The following is a 20565-nucleotide window of genomic DNA, read 5'->3' on the forward strand; positions in this document are numbered from 1 at the left end:
TCAGCCGCGCTTCACCCTCGGTGCGCGCCGTCAGCCAGCGTTTTGACGAACGACAAGATATCGTCGACGGACTCGCCTGCGCCGATCTTCGACACGATGGCTGACCCAACAACGGTGCCGTCGGCCACGCTAGCAATCGCCTCGGCCTTTTCGGGTGTGTTTACGCCGAAGCCAACGATCACCGGAATATCGGTTGCGGCTTTGATACGCGCCACTTCCGGTCCGACGTCTCCGGTTTGCGCCTCGGCCGAACCGGTCACGCCGGTCACCGATACATAATAAACAAAGCCCGAGGTGTTCTGCAGAACCTTCGGCAGACGTTTATCGTCAGTAGTCGGGGTCGCAAGACGAATGAAGTTCAACCCAGCTTTTTGCGCCGGGATGCACAGTTCGTCATCCTCTTCCGGCGGCAGATCCACGACGATCAGGCCATCAATGCCAGCTGCCTTCGCATCGACCAGAAATTTGTCCACGCCGCGATTGTAGATAGGGTTGTAATAGCCCATCAGCACGATTGGTGTGGTGTCATCTTCTTTGCGAAACTCAGCCGCCATATCCAGCGTCTTTTGCAGCGTCACACCTGCACCAAGCGCGCGCTGTCCCGCCAGCTGAATGGTTGGACCATCCGCCATCGGATCGGTGAAAGGAATGCCAAGTTCGATCACGTCGACACCCGCCGCAGGCAGTCCCTTCATGACCTCAAGCGAGGTTTCCACATCGGGATCACCGCCCATGATGTAAGCAACAAAGGCTTTCTGGCCCTTTTCCTTAAGCGCGGCAAACTTGGCGTCGATGCGAGTCATGCGTGATCCCCTTCTTGGTCCAGCCCGGTTTGCCCAAGCGGGACGGGAAAATCAATGCCTCACTGGTAATCGCTGTCCGCCATAATCATCCAACGCACGCCGAACTTGTCGGTCAGCGTGCCAAAAAGTGATGTCCAGAACATCGGTGCAAGCGGCATACGCACCTCGCCACCTTCTGCCAAGGCATCGAACACGCGACGCGTTTCGTCGTCACCCGCAAGCGACACGCAGACATTGCAGCCCGCCATCTCGGGTGTCTCGCCCGAGGGATCATCGCTGGCAAACAGCCAGCCGTCTCCGATGGCCAATCCGGCGTGCATCACCGCATCATCCGGAACACCGGGCATTTGGGCACGATCTTCGTCTGGCATGTCCTTGAATGACATGATCTCGGGCGCCGTTCCGAAAACCTCGCCATAGCGGGTCATGGCAGCGCGTGCTTGGTCTTTGAAAAAAACATAGGGAATAGGTTGCATCAGTCATCCTCCTCCATTTCATGCCTTCCCACTCCACCATGCTTGCGCCCAGCCTGTCAAAGCCCTAGAACGCGCGAGTATTTCAACGACGGAGGCCGTGATGGGTTTCAAGATGGGTATCGTGGGTCTGCCGAATGTGGGCAAATCGACCCTGTTCAACGCACTGACCAAAACGGCTGCCGCACAGGCTGCCAACTTCCCTTTCTGCACCATCGAGCCCAATACGGGCGAAGTGAACGTGCCCGATGCGCGCCTTGATAAACTGGCTGCGATCGCATCGTCGAAAGAGATCATCCCCACCCGCATGACCTTTGTGGACATTGCAGGTCTGGTGAAAGGTGCCTCGAAGGGCGAAGGGCTGGGCAACCAGTTTCTGGCCAACATTCGCGAAACCGACGCGATTGCCCACGTTCTGCGCTGCTTTGATGATGGCGATGTGACCCACGTCGATGGGCGCGTGAACCCGGTCGAAGACGCCGAAGTGATCGAGACCGAGCTGATGCTGGCCGATCTAGAAAGCATCGAAAAACGCCGCGCGGGCCTGGTGCGCAAGCTCAAGGGCAACGACAAAGACGCCCAACAGCAGGATCGTCTTCTGGCCGCCGCACAGGAAGTGCTTGAAAACGGCCAACCCGCCCGCACGGTCGACGTGGATGAAGAAGACAAGAAAGCGTGGAATCTGCTGCAGCTTCTGACCACCAAGAAGATCCTCTATGTCTGCAACGTAGACGAAGGCGACGCGGCCACCGGCAATGCGTATTCGAAAGCAGTCGAAGACATGGCGGCGGCGCAGGGTGCTGCATCCGTCGTGATTTCCGCCAAGATCGAAGAAGAGATCAGCCAGCTGGAAGACGATGACATGGAAATGTTTCTGGAAGAGCTCGGCCTGACCGAAGCTGGTCTGGATCGCCTGATCCGTGCCGGTTACGAGCTTCTGCATCTGGAAACCTACTTCACCGTCGGCCCGAAAGAGGCCCGCGCCTGGACCATCCGCGAGGGCACCATGGCTCCGCAGGCAGCCGGCGTGATTCACGGCGATTTCGAGCGTGGTTTCATCCGGGCCGAGACCATCGCCTATGACGATTATGTCGAACTGGGCGGTGAAGGCCCCGCGAAAGAAGCGGGTAAGATGCGGGCCGAAGGCAAGAGCTATATGGTTAAAGATGGCGACGTGCTGCACTTCCTGTTTAACGCCTAATCTTACTTAGATTCCAAACAACTAAAGCCGCGACCGCTCGTCGCGGCTTTTTCTGTTTCTGGTGGCGTGCACGTGTCCGCGCCCCGCGTTCCCGTGCGGAGATTAATTTCCCCGCCAACAGAAATTAATTTTACCATCTGGTAAAACTTTTGATTCTATGCCCTACTGATTGCACCAAAGCCAATCCAAGGAACCAGCTATGGCACATATCAACAGGGAAAACGGCGTTGCAGCCGGGCGGTTAGACCCGACGCAAGTAGCCGACAACTTTACAGATCTTCACCCGGAATATGATGGGCACGAGGCATTGGTCGCAGCGGATCGCTGCTATTTCTGCCACGACGCACCATGCATGACCGCCTGCCCAACCTCGATCGACATTCCGTTGTTCATCCGGCAGATCGCCACCGGCACACCCGAGGCCGCGGCGAAGACCATTCTCAACCAGAACATCCTCGGCGGCATGTGCGCTCGTGTCTGCCCGACCGAGACCTTGTGCGAAGAGGTTTGCGTGCGGGAAACCGCAGAAGGCAAGCCGGTCGAGATCGGACGTCTACAGCGCTTTGCGACCGACACGCTGATGGCATCAAACACGCATCCTTTCACCCGCGCAGACAAAACCGGAAAATCGGTTGCCGTCGTTGGCGCTGGCCCCGCAGGCCTGTCCTGCGCCCACCGTCTGGCCATGCTGGGCCATGACGTCGTGATGTTTGAAAGCCGCCCCAAAGGTGGTGGCCTGAACGAGTTCGGCATCGCCGCCTACAAATCCACCAACGACTTCGCCCAGCGCGAGCTAGACTGGCTTCTCTCCATCGGCGGGATCGAGATCCGCTATGGCCAATCGCTTGGGGACGGGATCACGCTGGACGCGCTGCAAAGCGATTTTGATGCAGTGTTCCTTGGTATGGGATTGTCGGCCGTGAACGCATTGGGAATGGACGGCGAGGACAAGGGCAACGTCTCGGACGCCGTTGATTTCATCGCAGAACTGCGTCAGGCGTCTGATCTGACCTCCCTGCCCGTCGGTCGCCGCGTTGTCGTTATCGGTGGCGGTATGACCGCGATTGATGCGGGCGTGCAGGCCAAATTGCTGGGCGCGGAAGAGGTCACAATCGTGTATCGCCGCGGACAAGAGGCGATGGCCGCCTCGAGTTTCGAACAGGAGCTTGCGCAGCAGAAGGGCGTGACCCTGATCTGCAATGCGACCCCTGTGGGCGTTGAAGGCAACGGGTCGCTAACCGGCGTCACCTTTGCGTATACCGAAACCCAAAACGGCAAGCTGGTTACGCTGGACGAGACATTTACCTTGCCCGCCGATCAACTGTTTAAAGCCATCGGTCAGAAGCTGGGCAACACACCCGACGCGCTGGCCTTGGATGGCGGCAAGATCAAGGTCGACGACGCCCAGCGCACAAGCGCAACAGGTGTCTGGGCCGGGGGCGACTGTGCCTCGGGCGGAGATGACCTGACTGTTACCGCCGTTGCCGAAGGTCGCGATGCGGCCATGGACATCCACACCTCATTGATGGGAGCAAGCTAATGGCCGATCTGACATCAAACTTCCTAGGAATTTCATCTCCCAACCCGTTCTGGCTGGCCTCGGCCCCGCCGACGGACAAAGAATACAATGTCCGTCGTGCGTTCGAGGCTGGCTGGGGCGGCGTGGTCTGGAAAACCCTCGGAGAGGAAGGACCGCCCGTCGTCAACGTGAATGGTCCGCGCTATGGCGCGATCCACGGCGCCGATCGACGGTTGCTTGGCCTGAACAACATCGAACTGATTACCGACCGCCCGCTTCAGGTCAATCTGGACGAGATGACCCGCGTGAAGAAGGATTATCCTGATCACGCGCTGATCGCCTCGGTCATGGTGCCTTGCGAAGAAGCCGCGTGGAAAGAGATCATTCCACGCATCGCAGAAACCGGTTGTGACGGGTTTGAGCTGAACTTTGGTTGCCCGCATGGCATGGCCGAACGCGGTATGGGATCGGCTGTTGGCCAAGTTCCCGAATATATCGAGATGGTCACCCGGTGGTGTAAAGAAGCCACTGACCTGCCGGTGATCGTGAAACTGACGCCCAACATCACCAACATTCTGATGCCTGCTCAGGCGGCAAAAGATGGTGGCGCGGATGCGGTCAGCCTGATCAACACGATCAACTCGATCACGTCCGTTAATCTGGACGCCATGTCGCCCGAACCGATGATCGATGGCAAAGGCACGCATGGTGGCTATTGCGGCCCGGCGGTGAAACCCATCGCGTTGAACATGGTGGCCGAGATTGCACGCAATCCTAGCACGCATGGCCTGCCCATTTCAGGCATCGGCGGCGTAACCACATGGCGTGACGCAGCCGAGTTTATGGCGCTTGGCGCAGGTAACGTACAGGTCTGTACCGCGGCCATGACCTATGGCTTCAAAGTGGTGCAAGAGATGATCTCGGGCCTCAGCCAATGGATGGACGAACAGGGCTACAATTCGATTGATGAAATTGTAGGTCGCGCTGTTCCCAATGTGACGGACTGGCAGTATCTGAACCTGAACCACGTCACCAAGGCGCGGATCAATCAGGACGATTGCATCAAATGCGGTCGCTGCTTTGCCGCTTGCGAAGATACCTCGCATCAGGCAATCACCATGTCCGAAGACCGTGTCTTTGATGTGAAAGACGATGAATGCGTTGCTTGCAACCTGTGCGTCAATGTCTGCCCCGTCGAAGGCTGCATCACGATGGAAACCATCGCGCCCGGCGCCATGGATGAACGGACCGGAAAGCCTGTTGCGGATGAGTATGCGAACTGGACAACCCACCCCAACAACCCCAGCTCAGCCGCTGCGGAGTAAAAACCCTTCGGCCCTGCCGCCCACGTGGCAGGGCCATTTGGCGATGCTCAGCTTTTCAATGCTGGTATCGCTGTCCTTCACCTTTGGACATATCGTAGCGCGCGACATGGCCCCTGCGGCACTGAGCACCGTACGCTTTGCCTTGGCCGCGTTGCTGCTGATGGCTGTCGCAAAGGCGATGCGAGTGCCGCTTGCCCCAGTGTTCCACCGCTTCTGGCGTTTCGGCCTGATGGGCGGTCTGATGGCCGTCTATTTCATCACGATGTTCGAAGCTCTGCGCGTCACCTCTGCCGTGTCGACCGCCGCTGTCTTCACCCTGACACCTCTGATGGCTGCGGGGTTCGGCTATGTCATTGCCCGCCAGTACGCCAGTCGCTGGACCTTGATCGCCCTAACCATAGGCGCTGTGGGGGCAGTCTGGGTGATCTTCCGCGCTGATCTAAACGCGCTTCTGCGGTTCGAGATCGGCTTCGGCGAGGCCCTGTTCACACTGGGCGCTTTCGCCCATGCGATGGTGCCAGCCCTCGCCCGCAAGCTGGCCCACGATGTGAAACCCGTCCAGACATCGCTCGGGACCATCCTAGGCGCACTGATTGTCACGGCGATCTACGGCGCGCCGGACCTGATTGCGACGGATTATGCTGCCCTACGTCCGGCAGTCTGGCTGGTGATCATCTATCTGGCGGTTGCAGCCACAGCCGGGTCTTTTTTCCTGCTGCAATATGCAGCCCAGCGCCTGCCAGCGGGCAAGGTCATGGCTTATACCTACCTGGTGCCCAGCTGGGTGGTCCTATGGGATCTTCTGCTGCACGGAAAAACACAGCCGCTGATGCTGCTTTTGGGTGTCTTTGCTACCCTTCTGGCGCTTCTGATGCTGCTTAAGGCCGAAGCGTCCTGATCAACATATCCTTGATGAAGGCTTCTGCATCCTCGAACCGCGTTGCTGACCGATCCGGTCCCAGAACCGAGCGCACCTGAACGTCGAAATCCGCATAGTGCTGCGTCATCGCCCAGATCGAAAAAATCAGGTGATGCGGGTCTAATGGCGCAAGCTTACCCGCGTCCATCCAGCCCTGAATGATGGCGGCTTTTTCGTCGACCAGAGTTTTCAGATCGGTGGGCAGAACCTCTCCCAGGCGCGGGGCGCCATGCAGGATTTCCGTCGCGAACAAGCGGCTTTCGCGGGGCATATTGCGCGACATCTGCACCTTGCGCGAGACATAGGTCAGGATCTCGTCCATCGGGTCGCCATCCGCCGTCAGATCATGCAACGGCTGCACCCATTTCTGAAGCAGGCTTTCCAGAAGCTCGGCATAGATCTCATCCTTGCCGGCGAAGTAATAGACCACGTTCTGCTTGGACAACCCGGCGGCCTTCGCCACCTGCTCTAACGTCGCGCCACGCAAGCCTTTTTCCGAGAAAACATCCAGTGCGGCTTCGAAGATCGCCTGCCGCTTTTCCATCTGATTGCGCGTCTTACGCGCTGTTGTTCCCGCCCGCGCCATTACGCGCCACCATGCTTTTCAACGCCACGCAGAAGCAGGTCTTTCACCGCCGTTTTCGTGTCGTCCCACTGCCGGTTCGTCAGCTCGACCCCTTCGTTCAGCGTGGTGATCTGATGGGTAAAATCCGCATAATGCTGGGTAGTCGCCCAGATCGCATACAGCAGATGGCGCGCACTGATCGGGCGGATTTGCCCGTGTTCGATCCACGCCTCGATCACGATGATCCGGTCTTCCGTCCAGGACCGCAGCTCGTCTTCCAAATAGTCTTGCACAATCGGCGCGCGCTGAATGATCTCATTGGCCCAGACCTTCGAGCCATAGGGCCGCGTTCGCGCCAGATCGAGCTTGGTGTCGATATAGTCGCCCAGCGCCCTGATCGGATCGTTGTCGACGGTGATGCTGTCTGCCGCCGCGCGCCAGATGTCAAAGATCTCGCCCACGACGCGACGATAAAGAAGTTCCTTGGTTTCGAAGTAATAGACCACGTTGGATTTCGGAATGCCCGCCTGTGCCGCGATCCGGCTGATCGAGGCGCCTGCGTACCCGAACTCGGCGAACACGCGTTCAGCAGCGGTTAGAATCCGCGCCGTGATTTCCTGCCGATTGCGGCTTTGAATGCCTTTTGTCGCCATACTTACGTCAACACTTCACACCTTAATTCTGCGTAACTTTCGCGCAGTTCTTTACCTTTTCGCACGAGATTTCCTCAGAAAACAGAACAATTCGCACGATCGTTCAGAAAAATGTTGACCGATCGTGCAGAAATCATCCAGCCTGATGACAAGACGGAATCTAAATTCCGCATACACATTCATGTGTACCCAAAGGGAGATGAATATGACCAACAGGAAAAACCTGCGCATCGATGCGGATCGGCTGTGGGACAGTTTGATGGAGATGGCCAAGATCGGCCCGGGCATCGCAGGCGGCAACAATCGCCAAACACTGACCGATGAAGACGCCGAAGGGCGCGCGCTGTTCCAAACATGGTGCGAAGCCGCCGGCATGACCATGGGCGTCGACACGATGGGCAACATGTTTGCCACCCGCCCCGGCGAAGACCCCGACGCCCTGCCCGTCTATATGGGCTCGCACCTGGATACGCAGCCCACCGGTGGCAAATATGACGGCGTGCTTGGCGTGCTTGGCGGATTGGAAGCAGTCCGCACGATGAATGACCTGAACGTCAAAACGAAGCACCCGATCGTCGTTGCCAACTGGACCAACGAAGAAGGCACGCGTTTTGCCCCCGCCATGCTGGCCTCGGGCGTGTTTGCTGGCAAGCACACGCAGGACTGGGCCTATGACCGCGAAGATGCCGAGGGCAAAAAGTTCGGCGACGAGCTGAAACGCATTGGCTGGGTCGGCGACGAGGAAGTCGGCGCCCGCAAGATGCATGCGATGTTTGAACTGCACATCGAACAAGGCCCCATTCTGGAGGCCGAAGGCAAAGACATCGGTGTCGTCACCCACGGCCAAGGGCTGAACTGGCTGGAAGTGACCATCATCGGCAAGGAAAGCCACACGGGCTCGACCCCCATGCCCATGCGGATCAACGCGGGCCGGGGCTTGGCGCTGATCACCGAACTGGTCCACGAGATCGCCATGAAGCACCAGCCCAACGCGGTTGGGGCCATCGGTCATGTCGACGTCTATCCGAACTCGCGCAACATCATCCCCGGCAAGGTCGTCTGCACGGTCGATTTCCGCTCGCACCTGCAAGAGGTGATCGACGCGATGATCGCGGAGTTTGACGAGCGCGCGCCGAAGCTTTGTGCTGACATTGGCGTCGAGATGAGCTGGGAAATGGTCGGCACCTTCGACCCGCCCGCCTTTGATGAGGGCTGTGTGAAAGCCGTGCGCGATGCGGCGCAAGAGCTAGGCTATAGCCATATGGACATCGTGTCCGGCGCGGGCCACGACGCCTGCTGGATCAACGAGATCTATCCGACCGCTATGATCATGTGCCCCTGTGTGGATGGCCTGAGCCATAACGAGGCCGAGGACATTTCCAAGGAATGGGCGGCGGCCGGCACGGATGTGTTGATGCATGCTGTATTGGAAACGGCGGAGATTGTGGAGTGAGATGAAACCGCACGACACCTCAGAATCAATCAATCAATTTTTAGAGAGGGAAAGCAATCTCCCTCCCTATGAGACGTTTTTGATCGAATGTTGTGAACGCGCGTGCATGAAGCCACTAAGGGATCTCACTCCATCAGATATTGTAGCACTGCTCAGAAACGAGCCTGACGCACTCACTTACCTCGTCCCTAAAGCACTCGAGATACTTTCGAATAATCCCGTGATTTTTGGACGCCAGATGGAGGGTGATCTTTTCGCGCAAGTCCTTCGTGTTCCCAAAGAATATTGGAGAACACATGAAGAGGATTGGAGCTTAGCTTACCTTCTTATCACAAATTTGGAAGAGGCCGTTGGGCAAATCTGGCCGGTCAAAGACGCGTTTCTTAGTATCGAAGAACGTGCGGCCGAACCGACAAGGAGAATAAAAACATGACCAAAGTCATCAAAAACGGAACCGTTGTGACAGCCGACCTGACCTATAAGGCAGACGTCTTGGTCGACCATGGAAAGATCATCGAGATCGGCCCAGATCTGAAGGGCGACGAGGTCCTCGACGCCACTGGCTGCTATGTCATGCCCGGCGGGATCGACCCGCATGTGCACCTCGAAATGCCTTTTATGGGCACCTATTCCTCAGACGATTTCGAAAGTGGCACGCGCGCCGGTCTGGCGGGCGGCACCACGATGGTGGTCGACTTCTGCCTGCCCAACCAAGGTGAAAGCCTGCTGGATGCGCTGAAGCGTTGGGACAACAAATCGACCCGCGCGAACTGCGACTATTCCTTCCACATGGCCGTGACATGGTGGGGCGAGCAGGTGTTTAACGACATGCAGACCGTCGTGCAGGAGCGCGGCATCAACACCTTCAAGCACTTCCTTGCCTATAAGGGCGCGCTGATGGTGAATGATGACGAGCTCTACTCCTCATTCAACCGTCTGGCCGAACTGGGCGCGACCCCCATGGTGCACGCCGAAAACGGCGACGTGATTGCCGAGCTGTCCGCTAAACTGCTGGCCCAAGGCAACACCGGACCTGAAGCGCACGCCTATTCCCGCCCCTCTCAGGTCGAAGGCGAGGCCACCAACCGCGCTATTATGATTGCCGATATGGCCGGTGCACCGCTTTACGTCGTGCATGTCTCTTGCGAGGAAAGCCACGAAGCCATCCGCCGCGCGCGCATGCAGGGCAAGCGCGTTTGGGGCGAGCCGCTGATCCAGCATCTGACGCTGGATGAAAGCGAGTATTTCAACAAAGATTGGGACCACGCCGCGCGTCGCGTCATGTCGCCCCCGTTCCGCAACAAGAAGCACCAAGACAGCCTGTGGGCTGGTCTGCAGTCAGGCTCTCTGAGCGTTGTGGCCACCGACCACTGCGCCTTCACGACCGAGCAGAAACGCTATGGCGTGGGCGACTTCACGAAGATCCCCAACGGCACCGGCGGGCTTGAAGATCGGATGCCGATGCTCTGGACAAACGGTGTCGCTACGGGCCGTCTGACGATGAACGAATTCGTCGCCGTGACCTCGACCAATATCGCGAAAATCCTGAACTGTTACCCGCGCAAGGGTGCTGTTCTGGTCGGCGCAGATGCTGACCTTGTGGTCTGGGATCCTGAGAAGTCCAAGACCATCGCGGCTGGTAGTCAGCAATCCTCGATCGACTACAACGTTTTCGAAGGACACGAGGTCAAAGGCCTGCCGCGCTTCACCCTGACACGTGGTCAGGTCGCGGTGCATGACGGAGACATTCGCACACAGGAAGGCCACGGCGAGTTTGTCGCCCGCGAGCCTAACGCCACCGTCAACACCGCGCTTTCCAAATGGAAAGAACTGACCGCACCCCAGCCTGTCAAACGGACAGGCATTCCTGCAACGGGAGTTTGATGCACGTGACTTCGGATACGGTAATCAAGGCAGAAAATCTTGATCTGACCTTTCAGACCAATGACGGGCCAGTACATGCGCTAAAAGACGTGTCGCTGGACATCAAGAAGGGTGATTTTGTCAGCTTCATCGGCCCCTCGGGCTGCGGCAAAACCACCTTTCTGCGCTGCATGGCGGATCTGGAAGCCCCCACGGGCGGTAAGATTACGGTCAACGGCGTGACCCCGCACGAGGCACGCCAATCCCGCGCCTATGGCTATGTGTTTCAACACGCGGGGCTTTACCCATGGCGGACCATCGGGCGCAATGTGCGCCTGCCGTTGGAAATCATGGGCTATCCCAAGGCTGAACAAGACGAGCGGATCAAGCGCGTGCTTGAGCTGGTCGATCTGGAGGGGTTTGAAAAGAAGTTCCCGTGGCAGCTGTCCGGTGGGATGCAACAACGTGCCTCGATCGCACGTGCGCTGGCGTTCGACGCGGATATCCTGCTGATGGATGAACCCTTTGGCGCGCTGGACGAGATTGTGCGTGATCACCTGAACGAGCAGCTTCTGAAGCTTTGGGCCAAGACGCAGAAAACCATCTGCTTCGTCACCCACTCGATCCCCGAGGCCGTGTATCTATCGACCAAGATCGTTGTCATGTCGCCGCGCCCGGGCCGGATTTCCGACGTGATCGACTGCCCTCTGCCAGCTGAACGACCGTTGGACATCCGCGACACGCAAGAGTTTCTGGACGTGGCACATCGTGTTCGTGAAGGACTTCGCGCAGGACATTCCTATGACTAGAACGCTATTCCCTGTCCTGACCGTGCTTTTCGGCATTCTGGTGATCTGGTTTCTGGCGGTGGCGCCGATGAACATCCGCGTCACGTTGGATCAGGCCGCACGTGCTGGCGCGGACGTCACTCCGACCACCGCACTAGAGCGGCGCGAGGCCTCGGTTCTGTCACTGATGGCCAATAATCGTGCGTATATCGCTGGGGGCTATGACCTTGATCGGCCGCGCCTGCCGACACCTGCACAGGTGGGGCAAGAATTGTGGAAGACCACAGGCGCAATGATCCTGAAAGGGCGCACTTGGTCGAAACGGTCGCTGATTTATCACGGCTGGATCACCCTGCAATCAACCTTCTGGGGCTTTTTGCTGGGCACCTCGGTCGGCATCTTGGGCGCCGTTCTGGTCGTGAAATCTCGCGTGCTTGAGATGTCATTGGTCCCTTGGGCCATCATCTCGCAAGCCGTGCCCATCGTGGCCCTGGCCCCGATGATCATCGTCCTGTCATCTCAGGCGGGGATTGAAGGGCGCGGGTTTCCCAAAGCGCTGATCTCGTCCTACCTGTGTTTTTTCCCGGTCATGGTCGGCATGATCAAGGGGCTGCGCGCGCCCAACGCCGAGCAGTTGGACCTTTTGAAGACCTACTCGGCCTCGGGTCAGCAGCAGTTCTTGAAACTGCGGGTTCCAGCGTCCCTGCCCTATCTGTTCACGTCGCTTAAGATCGGCGTCGCTGCGGCCCTTGTAGGCGCCATCGTTGGAGAGTTGCCGACTGGTGCGATCAGCGGGTTGGGCGCACGGATCTTGATCGGAGATCAGTTCGGTACACCCTTGGCGATCTGGTCGGCCTTGTTCGCTGCCGCCATTTTGGCCGGTGTACTGGTCACGCTTCTAGACCGAACGCAGCATGTCTTGTTGCGCAAGATGGGGATGCGCACATGAGCTGGATGATCTTCGCCTTTGTCTTCTGGATAGGTGCCTGGGGCGCCAATATCGCCCTTGTCCGCTCGCGGCTGTCGGACACGACAGCGGTAAAATACACTGTGCCGATCCTGTTTGGCCTCACCATCGTTGTGCTGTGGGAGGCCGTGGTCCACAGCTTCGCAATCTCACCCGCCATTTTGCCCGCCCCCTCAGCCGTGGCCGAGCGCTTCGCGAACTCGACCGGCATGTTGTGGGAAGATTTCGTCCAGACCGTCCTGAAAGGCGCGCTACGCGGCTATCTGATGGGTGTGCTCGCGGGGTTTGTGGTGGCGGTCTTGATCGACCGATCTCCCTTCCTGACACGAGGGCTTCTACCCATCGGGAACTTCGTGGCGGCTCTGCCCATCGTCGGCGTTGCCCCCATTCTGGTCAGCTGGTTCGGGTTTGACTGGCACTCTAAGGCCGCCGTGGTGGTTGTAATGGTGTTCTTCCCTGTGCTGGTGAACACCGTACAGGGGTTGCGCGAAACCGACGCCATGCTGCGCGACCTGATGAAGACCTATGCGGCTGGATACTTCAAAACGCTGCTCAAACTGCGCATTCCCGCCGCCATGCCCTTTATCTTCAACGGGCTGAAAGTCGCCGCGACGCTTGCCCTGATCGGTGCAATTGTGGCTGAATACTTTGGATCCCCTACCCGCGGCATGGGGTTCCGGATTTCAACGGGTGTCGGCAGCCTGTCGATTGATCTGGTCTGGGCCGAGATCGTCGTCGCCGCATTGGCAGGCACTGCCTTTTACGGCATCGTCGCATTCATAGAAAAGAAGGTGACCTTCTGGCACCCGTCACAAAGAGGCTGAGTAAATCAACCCGAAAACCAAACAAAAAAAGAATTCAACAAGGAGAGAGACATGAAACTTAAATCAATGATCGGCGCAGCAGCCCTTGCCGTCAGCGCAAGTGCGGCGACTGCGGCAGATGATGTCACACTGCAGCTGAAATGGGTCACACAGGGCCAGTTCGCTGGCTATTATGTGGCGCTTGAGAATGGCTATTACGCAGAAGAAGACCTGAACGTCACCATCCTGCCCGGCGGCCCCGATATTGCCCCCACGCAGGTGATTGCAGGTGGCAGCGCGGATGTTGTCGTTGAATGGATGCCCGCAGCCCTTGCAGCACGCGAAAAAGGTCTTCCGCTGGTGAACATCGCCCAACCCTTTGCGTCATCGGGCATGATGCTGACTTGCTGGGGGGACGTTGGTATTTCCTCGCCCGCCGATCTGGCCAACCGCACCCTTGGCGTCTGGTTCTTCGGCAATGAATTCCCCTTCATGAACTGGATGTCCAAGCTAGGCCTGTCCACCGATGGCAAAAGCGAAACTGGGGTTGAAGTGCTGAAGCAAGCGTTCAACGTGGACGCGCTGTTGCAGCGTCAGGCCGACTGTATTTCGACCATGGCCTATAACGAATACTGGCAGGTCATTGATGCAGGTGTCAGCCCGGACGAACTGGTGACCTTCAAGTATGAAGACCAAGGCGTCGCGACGCTGGAAGACGGTCTGTATGTTCTGGAAGAGAACCTGTCGGATGCCGCCTTCACCGATAAGATGGAACGTTTCGTGCGCGCCTCGATGAAGGGTTGGAAATGGGCCGAAGATAACGCCGAGGCCGCAGCCGGGATCATTCTGGACTATGACGAAACCGGCGCCCAGACCGAGACCCACCAGATCCGCATGATTGGCGAAATCGGCAAGCTAACCGCCGGGTCGAACGGATCGCTGGACGAAGCTGCATACCAACGCACTGTCGAAACGCTGTTGGGCGGTGGCTCGGATCCGGTAATCACCAAGGCGCCTGAAGGGGCATGGACCAGTGCCATCACCGATGCCGCACTGAAGTAATTCCCTGATATAAAACCGAAAACGGCGCATCCTATCGGGTGCGCCGTTTTTCTATTCAAGCCTTAGACCGGCCGAAAATGTCGCTGGTACGGGCGGTGGGACTCGAACCCACACGGCACAAGGCCTTCGGATTTTAAGTCCGATATGTCTACCATTCCATCACGCCCGCACAGCGCTCTTTTTCCTAGCGCCAAAGATCGGAAGGGGCAACGGCAGATCACAGCGAAGTGCCATCTTCCTTCACCGCTTGCATCGCCACATGCGTCGAGCTTTGCGCCACATGTGGCAGAGAGCTGATCTTTTCCCCCAGAACCCGGCGATAATCGCGCATGTCCTGCGTGCGTACCTTCAAGAGATAGTCGAAATGGGCGGCGAGCATATAGCACTCCTCGACCTCGGGAATGGCGGCGACCCCTTCGTTAAAGGCTCTCAGCGCGGCCTCGCGCGTGTCTGACAGCTTGACCTCGACAAAGGCGACATGGTCGCGACCCATACGGATCGGATCGATCTGGGCGCGATAGCCGGTGATCACGCCGGTTTTCTCAAGCTTCTTCAAACGCGCCTGCGTCGGCGATTTCGACAAGCCAATCTTCCCCGCCAGATCGGTGATCGAAATCCGCCCGTCTGTCGACAGAATATCCAGAATCAAACGATCGAAGCGATCAAACTCGACTTTCCATTCGTCCTGCAATTCTCACACCTTTCAGATATTCTTTTCCATACCTAGCATATTTTCAGTCATTTTGACCAGCCATTTTGAGATATGATAGTCACAACGACAAGTAAGGAGATCCGCATGACCACCGATCTGCGCAGATTGATTGATGACCTCGCCTACACGGATGAGGAACGCCATATTGCTGGCCTTGTGGACGCCGCAAATCTGTCCGACGCCGACCGCGCGCGGATTGCAGCCAGTGGCGCGAAGCTGGTGCGAGGCATCCGTGAAAGCTCGGATCCCGGCTTGATGGAGGTCTTCTTGGCCGAATACGGCCTGTCCACTGACGAAGGCATCGCGCTGATGTGTTTGGCCGAGGCTTTGCTGCGCGTACCTGATGCGGAGACCATTGATGCGCTGATCGAAGACAAGATCGCGCCGTCGGATTGGGGCAAGCATCTGGGCCGCTCGTCTTCGTCGCTTGTGAACGCCTCGACCTGGGCGCTGCTGTTGACCGGCAAAGTTCTTGAGGACCGTGAACCAGGCATCGCCGGCGCGTTGCGCGGGGCCGTGAAACGTCTAGGTGAACCCGTCATCCGCACCGCAGTTGGTCGCGCCATGAAGGAAATGGGCAGCCAATTCGTGTTGGGCGAAACCATCGGGGCCGCGATGAAACGCGGATCCAAGATGGAGGAAAAGGGCTTTACCTATTCTTATGACATGCTGGGCGAAGCCGCGCTGACAGACAGCGACGCACGCCGGTATCAGATGGCCTATGCCAAGGCGATTTCTGAAATTGCGGACGCCTGCACATCAGACGACATCCGGTCGAACCCCGGCATTTCGGTCAAGCTGTCTGCACTCTTTGCCCGCTACGAACGTGGCCAGCAGAAACGTGTGATGGAAACCCTCGTCCCGCGCGTGTCGGCGCTAGCACAGCTGGCGAAATCGGCAGGAATGGGCTTCAACATCGACGCGGAAGAGGCCGACCGCCTGCAGATCTCTCTGGACGTGATCGAGAAGGTTTTGGAAGACCCCGCACTGGCCGGATGGGACGGGTTTGGCGTTGTGGTCCAGGCCTATGGCCACCGCGCAGGTGCCGTGATCGACTGGCTGCATGAAACCGCCGAGCGTTTGGACCGCAAGATCATGGTTCGTCTGGTTAAAGGTGCTTATTGGGACAGCGAGATCAAGCGCGCGCAGGTCGAAGGGCTGGAAGGATTTCCCGTCTTCACCCGCAAGGTTGCGACCGACGTCAGCTATATCGCCAACGCTAAGAAGCTCTTGGGTCTGACCGACCGCATCTATCCGCAGTTCGCCACCCACAACGCCCACACGGCAGCCGCCATTCTAGACATTGCGCAGACTTCGGGCGTTGACACGCAGGCATATGAGTTCCAGCGCCTGCATGGCATGGGCGAGAGCCTGCACCAGATCATCATGGACGGGAACAAGACACGCTGTCGTATCTATGCGCCCGTAGGTGCGCATCGCGACCTGCTGGCCTATCTGGTGCGGCGTCTGCTGGAAAACGGTGCGAACAGTTCATTTGTGAACCAGATCGTCGATGAAAGCGTCACACCCGAAGAGGTCGCCGCCTGCCCGTTCGATGCCCTCGCCATTGACGCGCCGCATGTTCCCACCGGCCCCGAGATTTTCGGGGCACGCAAGAACTCGATGGGTCTGGACCTGACCTATGATCCGCATCTGGCTCAGATCGAGGTCGCACGCGGGACGTATGCCGATACGGACTTCACCGGCGCTCCGTTGATCGCAGGCACACCCAAAGGTGGACCCGTCGTGATGGTCAAGAACCCGTCGACCCATGCGCCAATCGGCCAGATCACATGGGCGAGCGCTGAAGACGTCGAAACTGCCTTGGCCTCTGCCAAAGCTTGGGATGCCAGCGCTGCGGAACGCGCTAAGGTCCTGAACCGCGCTGCGGATCTTTATGAGGAAAACCTTGGCACCTTCTTCGCTTTGCTTTCGCGCGAGGCGGGGAAAATTTGGCTGGATTGCATGGGCGAACTGCGCGAAGCCGTTGATTTTCTGCGGTATTACGCCAGCCGCGTAGAGGATCACGCCCGCGCACCCGTCGGCGTGTTCACCTGTATTTCGCCGTGGAATTTCCCGCTGGCCATCTTCTCCGGCCAGATCGCCGGGGCTTTGGCCGTGGGCAATGGCGTGCTGGCCAAACCCGCCGAGCAAACCGGGTTGGTCGCCTATGAGGCTGTGAAACTGCTTCATCAAGCGGGCGTGCCACGCGAGGTTCTGCAGCTTTTGCCGGGTGACGGTGCGACGGTCGGCGCGGCTTTGACATCTGATGCGCGGATCGGCGGCGTGGCCTTCACCGGCTCGACCGAAACCGCCCAGATTATCCGACGCGCCATGGCCGCCAACATGGCGCCATCGGCCCCTCTGATTGCCGAAACCGGCGGCTTGAATGCGATGATCGTGGACTCGACCGCCCTACCCGAGCAAGCCGTGCGCGACATTGTCGCCTCAAGCTTCCAATCCGCAGGCCAACGTTGTTCGGCCCTGCGCTGCCTTTACGTGCAAGAGGACGTGGCCGACGCTATGACGGACATGCTGGTCGGCGCAATGATCGAGCTAAAACAGGATGACCCGTGGCACCTGCACACCGACCTTGGACCGGTGATCGATAACGAGGCATATCAGGGCATCAAGACCTATATAGACGCCGCCCGTACCGAGGGCCGCATCGCGCACGAGCTGACCGCACCCGAAGGCGGCTTCTTTATTGCCCCGACCCTGATCCGCGTAAATGGGATCGAGGATATGAAACGCGAGATCTTTGGCCCGGTTCTGCACATTGCCACCTTCAAGGCGAGCGAACTGGATCAGGTGATCGACGCGATCAACGCCACCGGCTATGGCCTGACCTTCGGACTGCACACCCGAATTGACGACCGGGTGCAGCATGTCTGTGACCGGATGCATGTGGGCAACGCCTATGTGAACCGCAACCAGATCGGTGCCATCGTCGGCTCGCAGCCCTTCGGCGGTGAAGGCCTGTCGGGTACCGGCCCGAAAGCGGGTGGCCCGATGTACATGGATCGTTTTTGCCAAGCGGCTTTGGCCGATCGGCATGAAGATGATGGCGGTGTTGCACCAACCCAGGACGCGCTGGCCGATTTGATTGCCAAGGCGCGCAGCGACGAGACGCTCTCGTCCTCCCGCCTGCCCGGCCCGACCGGAGAGCTGAACCAACTGTCCGTTCACCCTCGCGAACCTTTTTTATGCGTGGGACCGGGAACTGCCGCGGCGCAGGCACAGAAATCCGCGATTGAGGCACTAGGCGGCACCGCCGTTCTGGCCCCTAACTTGGGATCGGACACCCTTGAAGAAATCGCCGGTATCGGTGGCGTGGTCTTCTGGGGCGCGGACGATATGGCGCGCCAAATCGCCACCGCGCTGGCCAAACGCACGGGGGCCATCCTGCCCCTGATCACCGGCGCACCAACGGCAGAAACGGTGACCCATGAACGTCATCTCTGCGTCGACACAACAGCATCTGGCGGCAATGCCGAGCTACTGATGCTAGCCCAAACCAAGGCCTGAACGGCCGGTGACTTGACCCGGTGGCACGCATCGGGTCAAGTCAGCCTATGTTCCCAATTCGCGACCACAACCCATCAGAACGCCGCCCGTTTATCACCTTTGCCTTACTGGCGGTGAACACGGTGATCTTTCTGTATATGTGGCCGCTCTATGGAAGCGCCGAAGCCTCTCAGGTGTTCATAGACTACGGCATGATCCCGCAGCGTTTATCACTTGGGTTGAGCCCGGAAACGCTTATCACCTCGATGTTCCTGCATGGTGGCTTCATGCATTTCGCGGGCAACATGCTGTTTCTTTGGATCTTCGGAGACAATCTGGAAGACATGCTGGGCCATGTCCGTTTCCTGCTGTTCTATCTGGCCACCGGAATTGCCGCAGCACTTCTGCAATATACCACGGACCCCAGCAGCACTATTCCAATGATCGGCGCTTCAGGTGCGATCGCGGGCGTGATGGGAGGCTACCTGTTGCTGTTTCCCAAGGCCAAGATCGATGTTCTGTTCATCATCGTGATCATCTTCAAGATCATACCCATCCCGGCATGGGCGGCCCTACTGGTCTGGTTCGGCCTTCAGCTGTTCAATGGCGTGGCATCCTTTGGGATGGACGGCGACGGCGTCGCCCACTGGGCCCATGCAGGGGGATTTATCGCCGGACTCGCCTTGATTACGCCCCTTTGGCTGCGGCTTGGTGCGCAACGCTTCTGGTCGCGCACAGATGGCCACCCCGATCACCCCGAGGCGAAATACAAACTGTCCCGGTCCAGCATTCCGCGGACCCGGCGACACAAGCGTTAAATATGTAGAAAAGGGGTCGGTGAGACGCGCCCAGCCAAGCGAAAATCCCGTGCGCGCCCTAGTTCCCGCCTACGGACTGCTTCGAAACGACTTCGCTAATCTTATTTGCAAGACTTGGAACGCTTGAGCTAACGGTAAACCCGGCGAACAGACCAATCATCAGGACAGCTGCAGTCAGCGCGACCCAATCAACGGTAACGGCGCCATCTTCGCAACGCGCAAAGCGAGCGAGCTTATGTGATCTGAGCGGCAACATAGTCATAGTCTATTTTATTGGCTACGTTTGCGGCACAAATGTGTCGTGCCGCTTTCTTTTCCACCTCAGGGCGCAATAAATTTAGGTGTTTTTCACCAATTTATTGAATTTATCGAAGATTGGCTCGTTGCTAGCAACAATGCTGCCGCTGTCCAGAATCGATTCACCTTCAACCGGACCGACCATACCGCCAGCCTCGCGCACGATCAGCAGACCGGCCGCGATATCCCAAGCGTTCAAGCTCCGCTCCCAATAGCCATCATAGCGCCCAGCGGCGACATAGGCCAAATCCAGAGCCGCAGATCCAAAGCGGCGAACACCTGCGCAAGAGGGTAGAATGCGGGCCAGATCCTGAAGCGTTTCAGGCAAATCAGAGCGTCCACCGAACGGTAGGCCCGTGGCGAAAATGCACTCGATCATGCTTGAACGGCCAGATACACGCAGGCGGCTTTGGTTCAGCCACGCGCCTTCGCCTTTTTCGGCATAGAACATTTCGTCCTTGGCGGCATCGTAAACAACACCGGCGACGATCTCGCCCTTGTGCTCCAGCGCAATCGAAATCGCCCAATGGGGCAAACCGTGCAGGAAGTTGGTCGTGCCGTCCAGCGGATCGACGATCCAGCGGCGGGTCGGATCTTTGCCTTCAGCGGCTCCGCCCTCTTCTGCCAACCAGCCATAGTTGGGGCGCGCTTCCATCAATTCATCGCGAATGATCTTCTCGGCAGAGATATCCGCCTTCGACACAAAGTCGCCTGCACCCTTCATCGAGACCTGCAGGTTCTCGACCTCGCGAAAGTCTTTCACAAGGCTGCGGCCAGCCAAGCGGGCCGCTTTAATCATTACGTTCAGATTTGCACTGCCTTGCATCGAAAGGACTC

Annotated in this window: 19 protein-coding genes and 1 tRNA gene; 13 read left to right on the plus strand and 7 right to left on the minus strand. The window is 58.3% G+C overall.

What is annotated here, in order from left to right:
- Window positions 1–11 precede the first annotated feature (11 nt).
- Both trpA and ALP8811_RS09785 read right to left on the minus strand, forming a co-directional pair.
- Window positions 12–803 carry a tryptophan synthase subunit alpha gene (trpA, locus tag ALP8811_RS09780; protein ID WP_108856925.1) on the minus strand — a complete coding sequence of 264 codons (792 nt, stop codon included), beginning with the start codon at window positions 801–803 and terminating at the stop codon, window positions 12–14.
- A gap of 59 nt (window positions 804–862) precedes the next feature.
- A complete protein-coding gene (locus ALP8811_RS09785) occupies window positions 863–1279 on the minus strand; it encodes a VOC family protein (RefSeq protein ID WP_108856926.1) in 417 nt (138 codons plus the stop codon).
- A gap of 100 nt (window positions 1280–1379) precedes the next feature.
- Between ALP8811_RS09785 and ychF the strand changes: the two genes are divergently transcribed.
- The 4 genes from ychF (at window position 1380) to ALP8811_RS09805 (ending at window position 6219) form a co-directional block, all read left to right on the plus strand.
- Window positions 1380–2477: a redox-regulated ATPase YchF gene (gene ychF, locus ALP8811_RS09790; RefSeq protein ID WP_108856927.1), complete on the plus strand. Its 1098-nt coding sequence runs from the start codon at window positions 1380–1382 to the stop codon at window positions 2475–2477.
- 199 nt (window positions 2478–2676) lie between these two features.
- Window positions 2677–4017 carry an NAD(P)-dependent oxidoreductase gene (locus ALP8811_RS09795; RefSeq protein WP_108856928.1) on the plus strand — a complete coding sequence of 447 codons (1341 nt, stop codon included), beginning with the start codon at window positions 2677–2679 and terminating at the stop codon, window positions 4015–4017.
- The gene (gene preA / locus ALP8811_RS09800; RefSeq protein ID WP_108856929.1) at window positions 4017–5321 is read left to right on the plus strand and encodes an NAD-dependent dihydropyrimidine dehydrogenase subunit PreA; all 1305 of its coding nucleotides are present in this window, start codon (window positions 4017–4019) and stop codon (window positions 5319–5321) included. The genes ALP8811_RS09795 and preA overlap by 1 nt, the downstream gene beginning before the upstream one ends.
- Window positions 5322–5364: 43 nt before the next feature.
- Window positions 5365–6219, plus strand: a complete 855-nt coding sequence (locus ALP8811_RS09805) for a DMT family transporter (RefSeq protein ID WP_108856930.1) — start codon at window positions 5365–5367, stop codon at window positions 6217–6219.
- Here ALP8811_RS09805 and ALP8811_RS09810 read toward each other — a convergent pair.
- Complete coding sequence (locus ALP8811_RS09810) at window positions 6200–6826, minus strand: TetR family transcriptional regulator C-terminal domain-containing protein (protein WP_108856931.1); 627 nt, start codon at window positions 6824–6826, stop codon at window positions 6200–6202. The genes ALP8811_RS09805 and ALP8811_RS09810 overlap by 20 nt on opposite strands.
- Window positions 6826–7458, minus strand: coding sequence for a TetR family transcriptional regulator C-terminal domain-containing protein (locus tag ALP8811_RS09815; protein ID WP_108856932.1), 633 nt, complete (start codon window positions 7456–7458; stop codon window positions 6826–6828). The genes ALP8811_RS09810 and ALP8811_RS09815 overlap by 1 nt, the downstream gene beginning before the upstream one ends.
- A 205-nt stretch (window positions 7459–7663) precedes the next feature.
- Here ALP8811_RS09815 and ALP8811_RS09820 point away from each other — a divergent pair, with 205 nt between their 5' ends.
- Genes ALP8811_RS09820 through ALP8811_RS09850 form a run of 7 tightly spaced genes read left to right on the plus strand, consistent with a single transcriptional unit; the run spans window position 7664 to window position 14394 of the window.
- Complete coding sequence (locus tag ALP8811_RS09820) at window positions 7664–8911, plus strand: Zn-dependent hydrolase (protein WP_108856933.1); 1248 nt, start codon at window positions 7664–7666, stop codon at window positions 8909–8911.
- Between the two features lies 1 nt (window position 8912).
- Window positions 8913–9344, plus strand: coding sequence for a contact-dependent growth inhibition system immunity protein (locus tag ALP8811_RS09825; protein WP_108856934.1), 432 nt, complete (start codon window positions 8913–8915; stop codon window positions 9342–9344).
- Window positions 9341–10795, plus strand: a complete 1455-nt coding sequence (gene hydA / locus ALP8811_RS09830) for a dihydropyrimidinase (protein WP_108856935.1) — start codon at window positions 9341–9343, stop codon at window positions 10793–10795. The genes ALP8811_RS09825 and hydA overlap by 4 nt, the downstream gene beginning before the upstream one ends.
- Complete coding sequence (locus ALP8811_RS09835) at window positions 10795–11583, plus strand: ABC transporter ATP-binding protein (protein WP_108856936.1); 789 nt, start codon at window positions 10795–10797, stop codon at window positions 11581–11583. Before hydA ends, ALP8811_RS09835 begins: the two co-directional genes overlap by 1 nt.
- A complete protein-coding gene (locus tag ALP8811_RS09840; RefSeq protein ID WP_108856937.1) occupies window positions 11576–12511 on the plus strand; it encodes an ABC transporter permease in 936 nt (311 codons plus the stop codon). Before ALP8811_RS09835 ends, ALP8811_RS09840 begins: the two co-directional genes overlap by 8 nt.
- On the plus strand, window positions 12508–13353 hold the full coding sequence (locus ALP8811_RS09845) for an ABC transporter permease (RefSeq protein WP_108856938.1): 846 nt from the start codon (window positions 12508–12510) through the stop codon (window positions 13351–13353). The genes ALP8811_RS09840 and ALP8811_RS09845 overlap by 4 nt, the downstream gene beginning before the upstream one ends.
- A 51-nt stretch (window positions 13354–13404) precedes the next feature.
- Complete coding sequence (locus ALP8811_RS09850) at window positions 13405–14394, plus strand: ABC transporter substrate-binding protein (RefSeq protein ID WP_108856939.1); 990 nt, start codon at window positions 13405–13407, stop codon at window positions 14392–14394.
- 84 nt (window positions 14395–14478) lie between these two features.
- Here ALP8811_RS09850 and ALP8811_RS09855 read toward each other — a convergent pair.
- Both ALP8811_RS09855 and ALP8811_RS09860 read right to left on the minus strand, forming a co-directional pair.
- Window positions 14479–14563, minus strand: a tRNA-Leu gene (locus ALP8811_RS09855).
- Between the two features lie 48 nt (window positions 14564–14611).
- Window positions 14612–15085: an Lrp/AsnC family transcriptional regulator gene (locus ALP8811_RS09860; RefSeq protein ID WP_108856940.1), complete on the minus strand. Its 474-nt coding sequence runs from the start codon at window positions 15083–15085 to the stop codon at window positions 14612–14614.
- Between the two features lie 105 nt (window positions 15086–15190).
- Here ALP8811_RS09860 and putA point away from each other — a divergent pair, with 105 nt between their 5' ends.
- A complete protein-coding gene (putA, locus tag ALP8811_RS09865) occupies window positions 15191–18634 on the plus strand; it encodes a bifunctional proline dehydrogenase/L-glutamate gamma-semialdehyde dehydrogenase PutA (RefSeq protein WP_108856941.1) in 3444 nt (1147 codons plus the stop codon).
- Window positions 18635–18681: 47 nt separating this feature from the next.
- Window positions 18682–19431, plus strand: a complete 750-nt coding sequence (locus ALP8811_RS09870) for a rhomboid family intramembrane serine protease (RefSeq protein ID WP_108856942.1) — start codon at window positions 18682–18684, stop codon at window positions 19429–19431.
- A 337-nt stretch (window positions 19432–19768) separates the two neighbouring features.
- Here ALP8811_RS09870 and ALP8811_RS09880 read toward each other — a convergent pair whose 3' ends face one another.
- A complete protein-coding gene (locus tag ALP8811_RS09880) occupies window positions 19769–20554 on the minus strand; it encodes an inositol monophosphatase family protein (protein ID WP_108856944.1) in 786 nt (261 codons plus the stop codon).
- Window positions 20555–20565 lie beyond the last annotated feature (11 nt).

The sequence above is a fragment of the Aliiroseovarius pelagivivens genome (assembly GCF_900302485.1).
In the GTDB taxonomy this organism is placed as follows: Bacteria; Pseudomonadota; Alphaproteobacteria; order Rhodobacterales; family Rhodobacteraceae; genus Aliiroseovarius; species Aliiroseovarius pelagivivens.

Excerpts from the sequence above, each read along its gene's own strand:
- trpA (WP_108856925.1), bottom strand. The coding sequence starts at position 803 with ATGACTCGCATCGACGCCAAGTTTGCCGCGCTTAAGGAAAAGGGCCAG.
- ALP8811_RS09785 (WP_108856926.1), bottom strand. The coding sequence starts at position 1,279 with ATGCAACCTATTCCCTATGTTTTTTTCAAAGACCAAGCACGCGCTGCC.
- ychF (WP_108856927.1), top strand. The coding sequence starts at position 1,380 with ATGGGTTTCAAGATGGGTATCGTGGGTCTGCCGAATGTGGGCAAATCG.
- ALP8811_RS09795 (WP_108856928.1), top strand. The coding sequence starts at position 2,677 with ATGGCACATATCAACAGGGAAAACGGCGTTGCAGCCGGGCGGTTAGAC.
- preA (WP_108856929.1), top strand. The coding sequence starts at position 4,017 with ATGGCCGATCTGACATCAAACTTCCTAGGAATTTCATCTCCCAACCCG.
- ALP8811_RS09805 (WP_108856930.1), top strand. The coding sequence starts at position 5,365 with ATGCTCAGCTTTTCAATGCTGGTATCGCTGTCCTTCACCTTTGGACAT.
- ALP8811_RS09810 (WP_108856931.1), bottom strand. The coding sequence starts at position 6,826 with ATGGCGCGGGCGGGAACAACAGCGCGTAAGACGCGCAATCAGATGGAA.
- ALP8811_RS09815 (WP_108856932.1), bottom strand. The coding sequence starts at position 7,458 with ATGGCGACAAAAGGCATTCAAAGCCGCAATCGGCAGGAAATCACGGCG.
- ALP8811_RS09820 (WP_108856933.1), top strand. The coding sequence starts at position 7,664 with ATGACCAACAGGAAAAACCTGCGCATCGATGCGGATCGGCTGTGGGAC.
- ALP8811_RS09825 (WP_108856934.1), top strand. The coding sequence starts at position 8,913 with ATGAAACCGCACGACACCTCAGAATCAATCAATCAATTTTTAGAGAGG.
- hydA (WP_108856935.1), top strand. The coding sequence starts at position 9,341 with ATGACCAAAGTCATCAAAAACGGAACCGTTGTGACAGCCGACCTGACC.
- ALP8811_RS09835 (WP_108856936.1), top strand. The coding sequence starts at position 10,795 with ATGCACGTGACTTCGGATACGGTAATCAAGGCAGAAAATCTTGATCTG.
- ALP8811_RS09840 (WP_108856937.1), top strand. The coding sequence starts at position 11,576 with ATGACTAGAACGCTATTCCCTGTCCTGACCGTGCTTTTCGGCATTCTG.
- ALP8811_RS09845 (WP_108856938.1), top strand. The coding sequence starts at position 12,508 with ATGAGCTGGATGATCTTCGCCTTTGTCTTCTGGATAGGTGCCTGGGGC.
- ALP8811_RS09850 (WP_108856939.1), top strand. The coding sequence starts at position 13,405 with ATGAAACTTAAATCAATGATCGGCGCAGCAGCCCTTGCCGTCAGCGCA.
- putA (WP_108856941.1), top strand. The coding sequence starts at position 15,191 with ATGACCACCGATCTGCGCAGATTGATTGATGACCTCGCCTACACGGAT.
- ALP8811_RS09870 (WP_108856942.1), top strand. The coding sequence starts at position 18,682 with ATGTTCCCAATTCGCGACCACAACCCATCAGAACGCCGCCCGTTTATC.
- ALP8811_RS09880 (WP_108856944.1), bottom strand. The coding sequence starts at position 20,554 with ATGCAAGGCAGTGCAAATCTGAACGTAATGATTAAAGCGGCCCGCTTG.